Here is a 15,356-nt window from a genome sequence, read left to right as displayed (position 1 = left end):
CGCGAACCACGCGATGAGCACCGACGCGATCACGAGGGCGATCTCGTAGAAGAGGACCATGTGGTCGATGCTACGACCCGCTGTGGCTACCTGCCTGTTATCACCGGAACTGTCCGCCGCGCCAGGTCGGCAGGTCGCGCGTTCCCAGTGCCACCTCGAGGGCCGCTCGTCCGGACAGCCGTGTCGAGTCCAGTACCGGTAACGGCGAGTCGTCCGGGGAGACCAGCAGCGGGATCTCGGTGCACACCAGCGCGACCGCGTCGCACCCGGAGTCCGCGAGTCTGCCGATGAGGTCCATGAAGGACGCCCGGGTCTCGTCCCGGAAGACGCCGTGCACCAATTCGTCGAAGATCGCCGCGTGCACCAGGGCCTGATCGTCGTCCGTCGGGATGACGGCCTCGATTCCTCGTGCCGCCAGTTCGCGGGGGTACAGAGGGCCCTGCATGGTGAACCGCGTTCCCAGGATGCCGACGCGTCGGTGCCCGGCGCGCTGCGACGCGTCGGCGACAACGTCGATCAGGTGCAGCCCGGGAATCGCGAGGGGATCGCCGGGCGCTTCGAGCGCAAGATGGGCGGTGTTGTCCGGACACACGAAGAAGTCGCATCCGGCCCTGGCCAGACGATCGACGCTGGTCGCAAGTACGGCGCGCACCGCCTCGTGGTCCCCGCGCTCCCACGCGGGCATGCAGCGCTCGAAGGAGATGCAGTCCATGGTGACGTCCGGATGTGCCGGATGCCCGAGACGGGTGCTGTGCTGACACACCTCGCGCCAGCACAGCGAGGCACCTTCCCAGCTGTGGCCCAGGATTCCGACATGTCTCATCCCTGTACCCCCTTTGTCCTGCACCTGAGATCACCCTTCGTATGCAGAGCCCGTTCGACTATCCCTCCTTCCTCGACATGCACGCTCGACCGAGCGCAGAATTCCAGCGCTGCAATGCCTTTCATCGCCTCCGCAGGCCCGGGCACACAGTGGACGACTCGCGTTCCGCGCACCTGACGACCGGCGCCGGAGCCGAGGGTCCCACTTTTCTGCCGGCTCCCCGATCCCCGGATCGGAGGGGTGCACAGTTTTCGACCCGTGTCGGCACATGATCGTCATAAGTGGGGATTATGACGATCAGTACGCACACTCGATCACGGATGAGATCGAGTTGTTTCTACTGCGACCTTCGTTACGAAACGACCCATCGTGCGGTTCTTACCCAGTTCACAGCGTTTCATATCGTTTCGTTTCATTACATTACTGTTGCTTAATTACGTAACTGAATGCGGTACGATACCTGCGACCCGGGATTTCGACGCGCCACGACGAGGACCTCCATGACCGACGCACACTCCCCCACCCCCGAAGCGACCACCGACGAGGACGACGCGAGCAAACCCCGGGTGGGACGCCCTCGGAAGTACGCCACGGCAGCCGACCGTGTGCGCGCCTATCGCGAACGCGAACGCGCCAAGAAAGAAGCCGCCGGCACGGCCCCGGCGGTCGTCGAGAGCCCGGACGATGCGGTCTCCGCGCTCACGGCCGCCACCACTGCCCTACGTGCCCTCGCCACCAACAGCGTCGAGCAGTACTCGGCGATCGCCGAACGGATCACCACCGCGGTCGACAAGCTCACCGACGCCGAGGCTCTCGAGGCGCAGATGACGCGGTCCGCCGCCGAACTCGCGAAGGTCAAAGCCGACGCCGACGCGAAGATCGTCCGGCTACGCGAACAGCTCGCCCAGGCACTCGAGGACCGCGACAACGCCGACGCGGCAGTGGCCGCCGTCGACGCCGAACTCGCCGACGCTCGCACCGCACACACCGAACAGGTGCGCCGACTCGACGAGGCGCATCACGCCGAGTTGACGCGCCTGAAGGACGAGCACGCCGCAACACTGCAGCGGTGGAAGGACGAGTTCGAGGCCGCGACCGCCGAGCACACACGGGTAGTCGGCGACCTGCGTGCGACGATCGTCCAGCAGGACGAGTCCCTCACCGCACAGCGACGCGAACTCGACGACGCAGCAACCCAGCGTGAGCGCGCGACCGTCGAGATCACCGACCTGCGAGCCGAGATCGCGCGCCTGCAGGCCGCACTCGACCGGGAGGTCGCAACCCGCGAGCGCCTCGACACCGAGCTCACCACCGAGCGCGACCGCACCTCCGAGCTACGGAGCCGACTCGAGGAATCCCGCATCACCGCCGCGACGGCCCAGGCAGCGGAGACCGCGGCGCGAGCACGCGGCGACGAACTCCGGGCCGAACTGTCGGCACTGCGCGAGGAGATCATCGCCTTGCGCGACGAGACGAAGACGCTTCAGTCGGAGAATCTGACGCTGAGAACCGAATCGGCCTCTCTCCGCGCCGAACTGGATGCAGCGAGAACGGCCGGGACGAGCTGAACCGACCGGCCGATCATCGAGCGCGTGTCCGCGATCGGCGAGCGCGCACTCCGTCGATCACCGTCGACCACGCCAAATGACTTGCCGCAGTCATAGTGGAAACGCGAACGGCGTCGCGGGTGAGAAGTGCGTTGGCCAGCACTTTCGTATGCCGCGACGCCGAACTGGTGTGACCGCTGTCGAACGGCGGGGCGGGGTCGTACTCGATCATCAGCTGGATCGCCTTCGCGCGTTCCTCCCCCGCGATCCGGGCCGCGAGCGACAGTGCCAGGTCGATTCCGGCGGAGACGCCGGCGCAGGTGACGACTTTGCCGTCGAAGACCACCCGTTCGTCACCGCACGGCACGGCACCGAAGGCGCGCAGCGCCGTCAGCGCTTGCCAGTGCGACGCCGCGCGCCTGCCCTCGAGGAGTCCCGCCGCGGCGAGAACCAGCGCCCCGCCGCATACGGAGACGGTCCACGTCGAGGTCCGGTGTGCGCTGCGCAGCCATTTGCGGAGGAGTTCGTCCTCGGCGGCGACGGCGATGGCTGTCCCCGATCCGGGTACGAGCACGATGTCCGGGGACGGCGTCTCGTCGAAAGTGTGCGTCGCCCCGAGCGCGAGCATCCCGCTGTCGGTGACGACCGGTCCGGTCTCGTGCCAGACGAAGCGCACGTCCGCCTCGGGGAGATACCGGAGCACTTCGTACGGTCCGACGACATCCAGTGCGGTCAGACCCGGGAAGACGACGATAGCGATCTGCACCCCGGCACCCTAGCAGTCTGCGCACGCATGTACTCAGACCTTCGGTGTCGATCTCCGCGGGTGGGGACGAGTGTCAAACGAGCTGCTCGAACAGCGAGACGATGATCCCGTCGGGTCCCCGTACGTACGCCATTCGCACACTGTTCTCGTACTCACCGATGCCCCCGACGAGGCCGTATCCCCGCTCGGCGACAGCCTCGACGGCAGCGTGGAGGTCGCCGACCTCGAAGGACACATTGCGGATCCCGAGCTCGTTGGGCATCGCCGTCGGCGAGCCGGGAAGGTGGTCGGGTGCGATGAACCTCGAGAGTTCGAGCCGAGCTCCTCCGTCCGGGGGTCGGAGCATCACGATGTCGCAGTGCGTGCCGGGAAGGCCGCAGACGGTCGCGGGAAAGTCGCCCTGCACAGCGCCGGTGCCTTCGACCTCGAAGCCGAGGCCCACGAAGAACGCCGTCGCGACGTCGAGGTCCGAGACGGTCAGGCCGACATGATCGAAACGTCGTACGTGTGCCATGGGATCCATCCTTCGATATTGTCTCGTCCGTTTGCTACTGGGACGGAGCCGGTGCGCGGATCTCGACATTGCGCGGACTCGGCGCGACCTCGACAGCGCACGCGAAGCGGTTCGACGCCGATCGTTCCCCACCACCGCATCGATGAGCTACGACCTTCCCACCACTCTGCGACGCGCACCTCTGATCCGAGCGGCCCTGACGAGCATCAGCAGGCACAGTCCGATGCCCCATCCGATCTCCGACAGCATCACACCCACTCCCGCCTGGCCGGTGTCGTCGGTACTGGCAACCACGCTGAATGCGGTGGTGAACCCTGCCGCCGTGCCGATTGCGGCGGCCAGTCCGCCGCTCACCACCCAGCGGGATCGACGAGCGGAAAGGAAGCACGCCAGCACGACGGTCACTCCACAGGCGATCACCTGCCAGGTGGGGAACTCGTTCGGTGCGGGCAGGCCGGGACCTCGGAACTCGCCGTCGTACTCGGCCGACCAAGTCAACCATCCCGCGCAGGACAAGAATCCGAGTGCGAATGCGGTTGCACCGGTCGCCCACAGGCCGCGCCGGCCGAGACCCACGAGTCGATCACCGGTCTGCTCGTGGTCGCTCGACGGTCTCCGGCCACCGGCACGCTCCCGCTGCCAGGCAACCCACACCATGCTCACGCCGATCAGGGTCGGCACGCCCACGAGGATGAGCACGATCCACAGGAATTGAGCCCAGGAGAAATCGAAACCGGCGGCCATAGGCAGACAGTATGTCGAGTGGAGGGAAAGTCCGACGCACGGTCGTGATCGGCCTACGGTGCCCGGCTTACGATCGGACCGTGCACGTCGACGTGTGTGGGCTCGACATCGCTTTCGAACGCACTGGGACCGGGCCGGCGGTAGTCCTGGCGCACGGCTTCGTCGGTGATGCCCGCTCGACGTGGGGTCACCAGATCGAGGCCCTAGTGTTCCACCGGCACCGCAGGCTCATCTCGTCGCTCACCCTGGTGGGCGGGTATGCCGGATGGCTCGGATCGCTCGGCCTCGAGGAGTCGGAGCAGAGGCTGACCCGATCGCTGGAGGCATCACGGCTGCATCCCGACGAGTTCGTTGCCACGATGGCGCCGTCGATGTTCTCCGACTCCGCAGACAGTCGACTCGTGGCGCCGTTCCTCGACAGCGTCCGCGCGTTCCATCCCGACGGCTTCCGGGCGATGGCGCGCGCCAGCTACGCCGACCAGCGGTATGTCCTGGCCGAGGTCGATGTTCCGACGCTCCTGGTGTACTCCGACCGCGATGTACGCGCTCCCGTCTCCCTCGGTGAGGACATCCACCGCGAAGTGCCCGGGTCGGAACTTGTCGTACTCGCCGGACCCGGTCACGTCAGCACCGTCGAGGCCCCGAACGACGTCACCCGCGAGTTGCGCCGCTTCCTACGCTCGGTCGAGTCACCCCTCGCATGAGGAACGCGGTCACTTCGGGTACTTGCGCAGTTCGTTCTTGGCGATCGTGCGCAGGTGCACTTCGTCCGGGCCGTCGTAGATACGCATGGCGCGGTGCCAGCCGTACATCGCGGCCAAGGGAACGTCGTCGCTCATACCCGCTCCGCCGTGCACCTGGATCGCCCGGTCGATGACCTCGAGGGTCATGCGCGGCACTGCGACCTTCGCGGCGGACACGTACGGGGCGGCGGCCTTGTTGCCGTGTTCGTCGATGGTCTTGGCCGCAAGACGACACAGCAGCCGGGCCTGTTCGATCGCGACGCGCGATTCGGCGATCTGATGCTGCACGACACCCTGCTCGGCCAGTGTCTTGCCGAAGGCGACACGCCCTTGCGCGCGCGTGGTCATCAGCGCCAGGGCCCGTTCGGCGGCACCGAGTGCGCGCATGCAGTGGTGGATGCGGCCGGGGCCGAGACGTGCCTGCGCCATGGCGAATCCACCACCTTCCTCCCCGAGGAGGTTCTCGGCGGGCACGCGGACGTCGTCGTAGACGACTTCGCAGTGACCGTGCTGGTCGTGTCGTCCGAACACCGGCAGGTCGCGGACGATCGTGACACCCGGAGTGTCGATCGGCACCAGGATCATGGACTGCTGACGGTGGGTGTCGGCGGCGGGGTCGGTCTTGCCCATGACGATCAGCAACTTGCAGCGAGGATCCGCGGCGCCGCTGGTCCACCACTTGCGACCGTTGATGATGTAGCTGTCGCCGTCGCGCTCGATCCTGGTCTCGATGTTGGTGGCGTCGGAGCTGGCCACGGCGATCTCGGTCATCGAGAAGGCGGACCGGATCTCCCCGTTCAGTAGAGGATCGAGCCACCGCTTCTTCTGGTCATCGGTGCCGAACAGGTGGAGCAGTTCCATGTTGCCGGTATCGGGAGCCTGCCCGTTGGTGGCTTCCGGCGCGAGATGCAGGCTCCAGCCGGTGATCTCGGCGAGCCCGGCGTAGTCGAGCTGCCCGATACCGGATTCGGAGGGGAGGAACAGATTCCACAGACCGCGCTTGCGGGCCTCCTGCTTGAGGGTCTCGATGACGGGTGGGACGGTGTGGTCGTCGGGACCGACGTTGCGCCGGTAGGCCTCGTATTCGTGTTCGGCGGGGAACACGTGGCTGTGCATGAACTCCACGAGCGCCTGTTCGAGTTCGAGCGCCCTGGGAGACGGTCGAAGATCCAGTGATCCGGTGTTCGTCTGCGCGGTGAGCATGCTGTTGGCTACGTCGGTCATACGGTTTCTCCCTCGAAGGTTCGGTCGGGGACGTCGTGACATGGGGTCGAGGTTCGGTCAGGGACCGCGGTCGAGGTCTGTGCCTCGGTACTGCATGAGATCGAGGGCGTACTCCACGTAGAGGTTCGCGACTTCTTCCGGGCTCATCCGCCCGCCCGGTCGCCACCAGGTGGGGAGAGCGGTACACATCGAGACCACGGCGCGAGCGGCGTCTTCGGGGTTTCGGACCCGGAACGATCCGGCGCGCACGGCGGCCAGCACCTTCTCGTCGACGACCGCCTGCTGCCAGTTCCTCTTGTTAGCGATGATCCGCCGGTTCTCCGTTGTGAGAGAACGCATCTCACTGGCACCGATGAACCCGAGTTCGCGGCGGTGCGTGTGGTACAGCGCCAGGTTCTCGATCAGCAACGTGAAGACCGTGACGGGATCCCGGCCGGCCCCTTCGGCGAGTGCGCCGCGTGTGCGCTGCTCCAGATCGTCCATCGTCGCCTGATAGATCGTCATCAGGATGTCCTGCTTGCTGGTGAAGTAGTTGTATATCCCGGGAACCGACAGGCCGCATCGCTTGGAGATCTCGCGCATGCTCGTGCCGTGATACCCCACGGCGAGGATCTCCTCGAGCGCGGCCTGGAGCACGGGTGCCAGCGACAACGGTTCGTACTCCCGCCACTGCCGACACGCTTCGACCTGCCCGGGTGGGTCGGACCGGGTCGCAACGAGGGTTTCCGGTTCCTCTGCGGGTGCCGTGAGCGCCGCCCGACCGGCTTCGAGGATCTCCGCCGGCCTCACCCCGAGTGCATCGGCGATGCGGTTCAAGCGATCGACGGTCAGTCCGGTCTTGTCGTTCTCGATCTGGCTCAGGGTGGCCGGGCTGACGTCGATGCACCGGGCCAGGCCTCGCAGCGTCATGCCGCGCGCGATCCGTACCTGGCGCAAACCGGCCCCGACCGACGCCGACCTGTCGACCGAAACCGCACTCACCGACAACTCCTGTGTTTGAAATAGCTGAACACTGACCATCCGGCCCTCGACCGTTCCGGGCAGCGTATCCACTTGCACGGCTGTCTCGCAGGGATTTTCGCGAGAATATCGAACCGTTGACGTCGACAGGTGTGACGTGCACCATAGTGGACACCGAGCGTGTGCTCGCTTCCGCTGTTTACCCGATGGAGGACAACATGACCGAGGTCGACGCTCCCGCAATGCGCGAACTGCTCGGAGAGAACGCGCCGAGCAATTGGGGCAAGTGGGGACCCGACGACGAGCTGGGTGCACTGAACTACCTCGACGCAGCGGAGGTTCTGCGCGGCGTCCAGCACGTCAAGTCGGGCGAGACCTTCACGCTCCAGATCCACATGGGACGCGCCGAGAGCCCCGGCGACCCGCTGTGGCCGGGTCGTGAGGGGATCAAGCGGCAGAACGTGCTCGATGAGAGTTCCTGGGACGGCGACGGGGCTCCGGCCTTCCCGGGCGGCCTGCACTACGCCGACGACACCGCCTTGGTCTTTCTCCAGGGATCGACCCAGTACGACGCACTCGGACACGTCTGGTACGACGGCAAACTCTGGAACGGGTACGACGCCCGCAGCACCGTCGGAGGAATGGACAAGGCCTCCGTCCTCCCGATCGCAGAGAAGGGCATCGTCGGCCGCGGCGTCCTCATCGACATGGCCCGCCATCGCGGGAAGCCCTATCTCGACAAGGGTGAAACGTTCGACCACCGCGATCTCGAGGAAGCTGCGACCGCCCAGGGCGTGACCATCGAGCCGCACGACATCCTGATCATCCGCACCGGGTGGCTCAAGTACTGGTACGAGTTGAACAACCCCGAACAGTTCTACGACGGATTCTGCGAGCCCGGCCTCACCTATTCGCCCGAGCTCGTCGAGTGGTTCCAGGACAAGGAGATTCCGAACCTGGTGACCGACACGATCGCCAACGAGGTGACCTACGACCCGCAGAGCGGCGTCGCGCTGCCGTTGCACTGCGCCCTGATGCGCAATCTCGGTGTCACGCTGACGGAGATCGCCTGGCTCGACGACCTCGCCGACGCCTGCGCCGCGGACGGCCGCTGGAGTTTCCTCTACACCGCCGCCCCGCTGAAGATCGTCAACGGCACCGGCGCCCCGGTGAATCCCATCGTCATCCGCTGAGGCGAACCATGACCATCTATGACGACAAGGTGTGGTTGTCGCAGTACGACGCTGCGCAGCGGCAACCACGCACGATCGAATTCGACGACGCGCTGGCGATGTTCCGGGCGACCGTCGAACGCGATCCGGACGCCGACATCATCCGCTACTTCGACGGCCGGATCACCGCAGGTGAACTCGACGAACTGAGCGACGCATTCGCCGCCGGAATCCTCGACGCAGGGTTCCGGCCGGGTGAACGGGTCGCGATCTATGCACAGAACGTGCCCCAGTTCGTCATCGCCCAACTCGGAACGTGGAAGGCCGGCGGCATCGCCGTGTCCGCCAATCCGATGTACCGCGAACGCGAACTCGAGGAGATCCTGCGCGACTCCGGTGCCACGGTCCTGGTCGCGCTGCAATCCCTCTACACCGATGTAGCAGCGAAGGTCGTCGAGTCGACCGCCGTGCGCACCGTGATCACGACGTCGGAACTCGAGTACCAGAGTGCGAACAGCGGCACCCTCGGCGGTGTCGAACGCATCGAGTGCGCGGGCACCACGGACATGACGGAGATGCTCATGGCCTTCCGTGGCCGGACCGTGCCGCCTGCTGAGATCGGCCCCGACACGGTCGCTTTCCTGACGTACACCTCCGGGACCACCGGCCCACCGAAGGGCGCGATGACCACCCACCGCAACGTGGCGTTCAACGCGCAGACCTACCGGGACTGGATCGACATCGGTCCAGACGACGTCGTCCTCGGCGTCGCACCGCTGTTCCACATCACCGGGCTCGTCGGCCACATCGCCCTGTCGCTGCTGACCGGTGCACCGCTGGTGCTGATGTACCGCATGGATGCGGCCGACACCATCGACACCATCGAGAAGCAACGCGCCACGTTCACCGTGGGGTCGATCACGGTGTTCATCGCGTTGATGAACGCTCCGAACGCGAGCAAGGAGGCCCTGGCGAGCCTGACCAAGATCTATTCGGGTGGCGCGCCGATCCCGCCGAGCACCATCGCGGCGTTCGAGGAGAGGTTCGGTCACTACATCCACAACATCTACGGCCTCACCGAGACGACCTCCCCGTCACACGGGGTGCCGCTCGGCAGGCGGGCTCCGGTCGACGAGCTGACCGGAGCGACCTCCGTGGGCGTGCCGGTCTACGACACCGTCGTGCGGATCGTCGACGACAACGGCAACGATCTTCCCCCGGGCGAGGTCGGGGAGCTCGTGACGGCGGGACCGCAGGTGGTGGCGGGGTACTGGAACAACCCCGAGGCCACGGCGAACTCGATCCCGAACGGCGTGCTGCACACCGGCGATGTCGGCTACATGGACAGCGACGGCTGGTTCTACATCATCGACCGCAAGAAGGACCAGATCAACGCCAGTGGCTACAAGGTCTGGCCTCGCGAGGTCGAGGACGTGCTCTACGAACACGACGCCGTTCGCGAAGCAGCGGTGGTGGGTGTACCCGACGAGTACCGAGGGGAGACTGTCAAAGCTTTCGTCAGCCTCCGCCCCGGAGCCACGGTCACGCCCGATGAGCTGATCGCGTTCACGAAGAAGCGACTGGCGGCCTACAAGTGCCCACGCTTCGTCGAGATCATCTCCGACATCCCCAAGACGGCGACGGGCAAACTGCTGCGCCGCGAGCTACGAACGGCGACCCAGTCCTGACGATGGTCGCAGAGTTTCTCGCCCGCATGCGCACTCCGTAGGCGCTGCGACGAAGGCGGGTCTTCTTCGGTACAGAGCTACCGGAGAAGACCCGCCTTCTCGCGTGCGACCGGACGGCACACCATCACGACCCGCACAGTGCGCGGATCAACCGCGCACGGTCGCCATCAGGGCATCGAGTGACTCGGCGGCAGGAAGTGCGAGCGCGGTTCCCGCGACCTCTGCGGCACTCTCCGGTGACAACCGTCCTTCGACGTTGAGATCGAACTTCATCGTGAGCTCGTCGTCGGAGAGCGGGTTCGCCGGACCACCTCGGTTGTGGTCGACGCGAGCTTCGTGCCAGGAACCGTCCCGGGTACGTACCCGGAGGACCGCCGGGAACTGGTGGGGGTAGATCTCGTCGCAGCGGTCGTCGCTGTAACTCGTGACCAGCCGCGCGAGTTCGAGTGTGCGCGGATCCTTCGCGGCAGCGTCGGTGAAATCGGCATGCCCCACACCGAGTCCCGAGCCACCGAGCAGTGCCCGTGCGACGGTGAACGGGCCCGAGAAGGCCGCGTGGTAACCGGATTCGGGAGCAGCCTTCGACGCCGGGGGCTCGGCGATCGTGCGCAGTACCGGCTTCGGTACGCCGAGTTGGATCTCCACGATGTCGGCCGGGTCCAGACCGTCGCGGACGAGCGCCCGCGCGGCGTCGATGCCGGCGTGGGTGAAGTGGTTGCACGGGTAGGGCTTGAAGAAGATGCCCGGCAGTTCCCAGTGCTCGCCCAGTCCGTCCAGCACCTTCGCGGTGTCGGCCCGATCGCCGCAGAACGCGTGCAGGAATCCGAAGCGTCCTTCGATCACGGTCGGCGGTCCGGTGAGCCCGGCGCGAGCGAATTCTGCCGAGGTGACACCGGAATGTGCGGCCCATCCGCAGTGCGTCCGCTTGACCGTGCCGCCGGTGCGGTTGGCTTCGAGCAATCCGGCACCGAAGCTCGCGGCGATGCCCATGGCGTCCGCGATGCCTTCGGCCTCGAGTCCGTAGAGCACCGCTGCGGCGGCAGCCGAACCGACGGCACCGCAGATGGAAGTTGCGTGCTGGCCACGTTCGAAGAATTCGGAGTTGCCGAGTTCCTCGTCGTAGCCGCCCATTCCCAGGCGGACCACGATCTCGATACCCACACCCGCAGCGTCGAGAACGGCTGCACCGGAGCCTCCCACTGCTTCACCGACGGCGAGCGCCGCCGGGATCACCGAAGCGGACGGGTGCAGCACCGACGGCAGATGGGTGTCGTCGGAATCCATCGAATGGGCGAGTGTTCCGTTGACGAGCGCGGCGGTGGCCGCCGGGAACCGCTCTCCGGTGCCGATGCCGGTGGCCGCGGCTGCGCCCGACCAGTTGCGTGCCACCTCCGTGACGGCGCGAGCGGACGGCTGGTCGTGCGCCGCGAGGGAGTTTCCGAGCAGGTCGAGCACCCGGCGCGCGACGTCCTTGCGCAGTTCTGCGGGCAGTCCCGTGGTGCGGATCTCGGCGGCGAGGGCGGCGAGCCGGCCGACGACCGTTCCGGTCAGGTCATGTCGGGTCTCGGTGCTGGTCACGAAGCCACCACCGCGACGGGGCGCACGGGCGAACCGGTGCCGCCGGTGATGCGCAGCGGTGCCATGACGAACGTGAATTCGGTCAGGCCGCGGGCGCTTGCATCCTCGAGGTCGAGGTGCTCGATGATGTGGATTCCGTTCTCCACCAGCAGCACTCGGTGAACCGGAAGAACACTGTGCCCCTTGCCCGCCGGGATGTGTTCGAAGGCGGTCGTGTCTGCGCCGGCGGCCGCGATGCCGCTGGCCGCGAGCCACCGGCCCGCACCGACATCGGCGCCCGGAACACCGTCCTGCTGGCCGAGATAGCGTTGCGGATCGTCGAAGTACCGGGCCCATCCCGTACGGATCAGCACGACATCACCGCGGCGCGGTGTCACACCGGCGGCGTCGGCCGCGTCGCGCAGGTCCTGTTCGGTGACCGCCTGCCCCGCGTCGAGGGAGTCGACGCCGCGGACCCGTGCGACATCGAGGAGCAGTCCACGGCGAAGCATGAAGGGAATGGACTCCGCGCCGAGCTGGGAGAATTTTCCACCGCGCTGGGCTTCCTCGGCGTCGATGCCGCCGTGCAGCTTGCCCTCGTGGCTGACGTGGGAGAGCGCGTCGACGTGGGTGCCGACGTGTCCGCCGGTCACGATGATCTCGTTCGATGCCGATCCGCCGTCGGGTCGCACCATGTCGCCGTGCCGGCGGATGAGCGTCATCCGGAATCCGGGGTGGTTCGGTGAGCAAGGCATACCGGTCGTGTGGGGATGTCCCAGCTCGACGATGTCGACGTCGGTGTCGACGACCGCATTCAGCAGTGCGTCGGGACCGGCGATGGTTTGTTCGGTCATGATGTGGCTCCTCGTACTGTGATGGCCTGGGCCCGGTCGAGTACGACGCGAGCATTCGCAACGACCGCCGGGTCGATGAATCTGCCGTTCTCGTCGAGAACCGCGGACTCCCCCGCTGCCGAGGACGCGGACGCGTCGTCGACGATGCGCTGCGCGCGCTCTCGTTCCTCGGCCGAGGGCGTGTAGGCCTCGTTGACAATGTCGATCTGCTTCGGGTGGACGACGGAGCGTCCGAAGAATCCTTGGATGCGGCCGGCTCGGGACGATTCCGCGAGCCCGTCCAGGTCGCTCACGGCGGTCCAGACACTCTGGATCGGCGACGACAGTCCCGCTGCGCGTGCGGCTGTGACGATCCAGCGCCGGCGAGTCCCACGCCGACTATTTCGACCGGCTCTTCGGCACGTCCTATCGCGCCTGGGTCGAGCGCGACCGCGTGATGGTCGCCGGCCTGCAGGCGGTCAACTACGACGACAAGCTCAGCGCGCGGTGGACAGCGCTGGTCACCGATCTCAACGGCCGACTGGCCGCGCAGATGAGTAGGGACGCCGACGCCGGGGAGATCACTCCGCTGTCGGACGACCACGAAGGCCTCGTCACGACCCTGACCGACATGATCGTCATGGCCTTCTTCAAGGACCGATCACTCAGGCCGTCCGAAGCCGAGTCGAGACGGATGCTGGCCAACGTGAAGACGGTCTGGCTCGGAACATGGGTTGCGCCGAACCCGCCGTCGCATCGAGGCGACTGATACGGCGGCGTCATATCGCCTTCGTGGCGTGGTGCGACCGGTCCACGCCCCTCTCTACTACCGCGAGGCAGTTCGCTTTTCCGTTACCTCTTCACCTTCATTTCGTCGCGCGCTCAGAACAGCCCGACTGCTCGGATGATCAGACCGACAGCCACCACCAGGACCACGATCACCACGATCGCGATGGCGATGAGGGCCCCGGCACTGCGGCGCTGCGGCGGTTCGTGTTGCGGACCGCCCACAGCAGTCTCGGCGGGCGGAGTATCTCCGGGCGCCATCCCGCCTCCGGGTTCGAGACCAGGAGTGTTCGCGGGATCAGGGTTCTGCGGGTCGAACTTGGACGCGTCGGGATTCTCGTCAGCCATACTCTCCTGTACCCGATTATCGACGAGCAACGCCTCGACTTTTCTTCTTCGCAGCGCCGCACCTGCGAGTGCGCGGGGTACAACGACTGGGACAACGGTTCGATGATCCCGGAATCGACGTGGCCGCCGATACGCCGGGATAAGCTGACAACGGCCGAACAATACACCGCTGCAGGCTCCGGGAGCCGGTAACACCGCTGCTCCCAAGCCTTTTGACCTCGGGAGGAATCATGACCGACCCACAGCAGGATCCGAACAAGGACGAAGGCCAGGAAGGCCCGGCGGACGGCGGTGCAGTCGGCGTCCCGGGCGTTCACGATGGCGGCGCCGACGGAGGTGCCGACGGAGGTGCCGACAGCGGTGGCGACGGCGGCGCCGATGGTGGAGCCGACGGCGGGGCTGATGGAGGTGCCGATGGCGGAGCCGACGGAGGCAGTTGAGGGTGAGGACTCCTCATATCGCATCCAGGACTCCGGCGTCGAAGCGGACGCCGGAGTCCTGGAAACACGCCTGATCGACATCGGTCGGGAGAAGTTCGCGTCCGAAATCTGGGGACGTGCACCACTGCTGACGCGTCGCACCGGCACATTCACCGACCTGTTCTCCGCCGAGGCGGTCGACGAACTCATCTCGCGCCGAGGACTCCGCACGCCCTTCCTTCGCGTCGCCAAGGACGGGACGACACTGCCGGACTCGTCGTTCACCTCCCCCGGCGGGGTCGGAGCGACCATCTCCGACCAACTCGACGACACGATGCTCTGGCGCAACCTCGCCGACGGCGCCACCCTCGTCCTGCAGGCACTGCACCGCACATGGGAACCGATCTCGCAGTTCGGCACCGCTCTGAGCGACGAACTCGGACATCCCGTCCAGGTCAACGCGTACATCACACCACCTCGGAACCAAGGGTTCCGCCACCACTACGACGTCCACGACGTCTTCGTCGTGCAGATCGAGGGAACCAAGAGGTGGGTGATCCACGAGCCCGTCCACCCGGCGCCGCTGCGCAATCAACCCTGGACCGATCACCGCGCCGCTGTCGCCCGAGCCGCGGCGGAGCCGGCGTGCATCGACACGGTGCTCGAACCCGGCGACTGCCTCTATCTGCCGCGCGGTTGGATCCATGCCGCCGAGGCCCGAGGGGAAATCTCCATCCACCTCACCGTCGGCATCCATACGTGGACGCGCCATGCACTTGCCGAGCATCTGACCCGAGCAGCGCTCGCTACGCTCGGCGACGATCCCGAGATGCGCGGCGCGCTGCCCATGGGAATCGATGACCCGGAAGCCGAGATCGCTTCTGTCCGTGAGCATCTCATCGCCGCACTGGCCGAGGCGGACGTCACCTCCATGTTCCGTCGTGCCCGGCGGGAGCAGGCCCGTCCGGCACCGCTGGGGCCGCTCGCCCAATTCGCCGCCGTCCACTATCTCGGCCCCGACACCACGGTGAAACTCCGCAGCGCACTGTATGCGCGCCTGGAAGGTTCACACCTGGTCACGCGTGTCGGCCGTGTCGCCGTGGCGGACGAGGAACTGCCGTCTGTCACGCGCCTGCTCGACGGCGGATCCCACCCGACGAAAACTCTCGGGACCGACCTGGTCGAACGGCTGTTGCGCGCAGGGATCCTCGTCCCCGCGGAACAGTGACGGT

General features: G+C 66.6%; 16 protein-coding genes. 6 read left to right on the top strand and 10 right to left on the bottom strand.

Annotated elements, in window-relative coordinates; genetic code table 11:
- Window positions 1–100 precede the first annotated feature (100 nt).
- Window positions 101–823, bottom strand: coding sequence for an aspartate/glutamate racemase family protein (locus U9J23_RS12615; protein ID WP_272267466.1), 723 nt, complete (start codon window positions 821–823; stop codon window positions 101–103).
- 500 nt (window positions 824–1,323) lie between these two features.
- Here U9J23_RS12615 and U9J23_RS12610 point away from each other — a divergent pair, with 500 nt between their 5' ends.
- Entirely contained in the window at window positions 1,324–2,391 is a 1,068-nt protein-coding gene (locus tag U9J23_RS12610; protein ID WP_272267464.1) for a hypothetical protein, read from the top strand.
- 13 nt (window positions 2,392–2,404) lie between these two features.
- Here the strand turns inward: U9J23_RS12610 and U9J23_RS12605 are convergent, their stop codons facing one another.
- From U9J23_RS12605 to U9J23_RS12595, 3 genes are all read right to left on the bottom strand, one after another.
- Complete coding sequence (locus U9J23_RS12605; protein ID WP_272267462.1) at window positions 2,405–3,136, bottom strand: DJ-1/PfpI family protein; 732 nt, start codon at window positions 3,134–3,136, stop codon at window positions 2,405–2,407.
- 73 nt (window positions 3,137–3,209) lie between these two features.
- Window positions 3,210–3,650 (bottom strand): VOC family protein, encoded by a 441-nt coding sequence (locus tag U9J23_RS12600; protein ID WP_272267460.1) that lies wholly within the window; start codon window positions 3,648–3,650, stop codon window positions 3,210–3,212.
- Window positions 3,651–3,797: 147 nt separating this feature from the next.
- Window positions 3,798–4,394: a hypothetical protein gene (locus tag U9J23_RS12595; protein ID WP_272267458.1), complete on the bottom strand. Its 597-nt coding sequence runs from the start codon at window positions 4,392–4,394 to the stop codon at window positions 3,798–3,800.
- An 80-nt stretch (window positions 4,395–4,474) separates the two neighbouring features.
- Between U9J23_RS12595 and U9J23_RS12590 the strand changes: the two genes are divergently transcribed.
- Window positions 4,475–5,098: an alpha/beta fold hydrolase gene (locus tag U9J23_RS12590; RefSeq protein ID WP_272267456.1), complete on the top strand. Its 624-nt coding sequence runs from the start codon at window positions 4,475–4,477 to the stop codon at window positions 5,096–5,098.
- Between the two features lie 9 nt (window positions 5,099–5,107).
- On the opposite strand, the gene U9J23_RS12585 is transcribed toward U9J23_RS12590, so the two are convergent.
- Window positions 5,108–6,361 carry an acyl-CoA dehydrogenase family protein gene (locus U9J23_RS12585; protein ID WP_272267454.1) on the bottom strand — a complete coding sequence of 418 codons (1,254 nt, stop codon included), beginning with the start codon at window positions 6,359–6,361 and terminating at the stop codon, window positions 5,108–5,110.
- A 57-nt stretch (window positions 6,362–6,418) separates the two neighbouring features.
- Window positions 6,419–7,342: a helix-turn-helix domain-containing protein gene (locus U9J23_RS12580; RefSeq protein WP_326598132.1), complete on the bottom strand. Its 924-nt coding sequence runs from the start codon at window positions 7,340–7,342 to the stop codon at window positions 6,419–6,421.
- A gap of 197 nt (window positions 7,343–7,539) precedes the next feature.
- On the opposite strand from U9J23_RS12580, the gene U9J23_RS12575 reads away from it, so the two are divergent.
- A complete protein-coding gene (locus U9J23_RS12575; protein WP_024101012.1) occupies window positions 7,540–8,514 on the top strand; it encodes a cyclase family protein in 975 nt (324 codons plus the stop codon).
- Window positions 8,515–8,522: 8 nt separating this feature from the next.
- Window positions 8,523–10,181: a class I adenylate-forming enzyme family protein gene (locus tag U9J23_RS12570; protein WP_272267452.1), complete on the top strand. Its 1,659-nt coding sequence runs from the start codon at window positions 8,523–8,525 to the stop codon at window positions 10,179–10,181.
- A 147-nt stretch (window positions 10,182–10,328) separates the two neighbouring features.
- Here U9J23_RS12570 and U9J23_RS12565 read toward each other — a convergent pair whose 3' ends face one another.
- Genes U9J23_RS12565 through U9J23_RS12555 form a run of 3 tightly spaced genes read right to left on the bottom strand, consistent with a single transcriptional unit; the run spans window position 10,329 to window position 12,885 of the window.
- Window positions 10,329–11,759, bottom strand: a complete 1,431-nt coding sequence (locus U9J23_RS12565) for an MmgE/PrpD family protein (protein WP_272267451.1) — start codon at window positions 11,757–11,759, stop codon at window positions 10,329–10,331.
- The gene (locus tag U9J23_RS12560) at window positions 11,756–12,592 is read right to left on the bottom strand and encodes a cyclase family protein (protein WP_085470824.1); all 837 of its coding nucleotides are present in this window, start codon (window positions 12,590–12,592) and stop codon (window positions 11,756–11,758) included. Before U9J23_RS12560 ends, U9J23_RS12565 begins: the two co-directional genes overlap by 4 nt.
- Window positions 12,589–12,885, bottom strand: coding sequence for an HpcH/HpaI aldolase/citrate lyase family protein (locus tag U9J23_RS12555; protein ID WP_229579244.1), 297 nt, complete (start codon window positions 12,883–12,885; stop codon window positions 12,589–12,591). Before U9J23_RS12555 ends, U9J23_RS12560 begins: the two co-directional genes overlap by 4 nt.
- A gap of 140 nt (window positions 12,886–13,025) precedes the next feature.
- Between U9J23_RS12555 and U9J23_RS12550 the strand changes: the two genes are divergently transcribed.
- Entirely contained in the window at window positions 13,026–13,340 is a 315-nt protein-coding gene (locus U9J23_RS12550) for a hypothetical protein (RefSeq protein ID WP_143533474.1), read from the top strand.
- A 113-nt stretch (window positions 13,341–13,453) separates the two neighbouring features.
- Here U9J23_RS12550 and U9J23_RS12545 read toward each other — a convergent pair whose 3' ends face one another.
- A complete protein-coding gene (locus U9J23_RS12545; protein WP_272267448.1) occupies window positions 13,454–13,705 on the bottom strand; it encodes a DUF6480 family protein in 252 nt (83 codons plus the stop codon).
- A 291-nt stretch (window positions 13,706–13,996) separates the two neighbouring features.
- Here U9J23_RS12545 and U9J23_RS12540 point away from each other — a divergent pair, with 291 nt between their 5' ends.
- On the top strand, window positions 13,997–15,352 hold the full coding sequence (locus U9J23_RS12540; RefSeq protein WP_272267447.1) for a cupin domain-containing protein: 1,356 nt from the start codon (window positions 13,997–13,999) through the stop codon (window positions 15,350–15,352).
- Window positions 15,353–15,356: the final 4 nt, after the last annotated feature.

The sequence above is a fragment of the Rhodococcus sp. PD04 genome (genome assembly GCF_035918275.1).
GTDB classification, from domain to species: domain Bacteria; phylum Actinomycetota; class Actinomycetes; order Mycobacteriales; family Mycobacteriaceae; genus Rhodococcus; species Rhodococcus rhodochrous.
The sequence above is the reverse complement of the archived record's forward strand: the minus strand, read 5'-3'. Positions and strand labels throughout refer to the sequence as shown.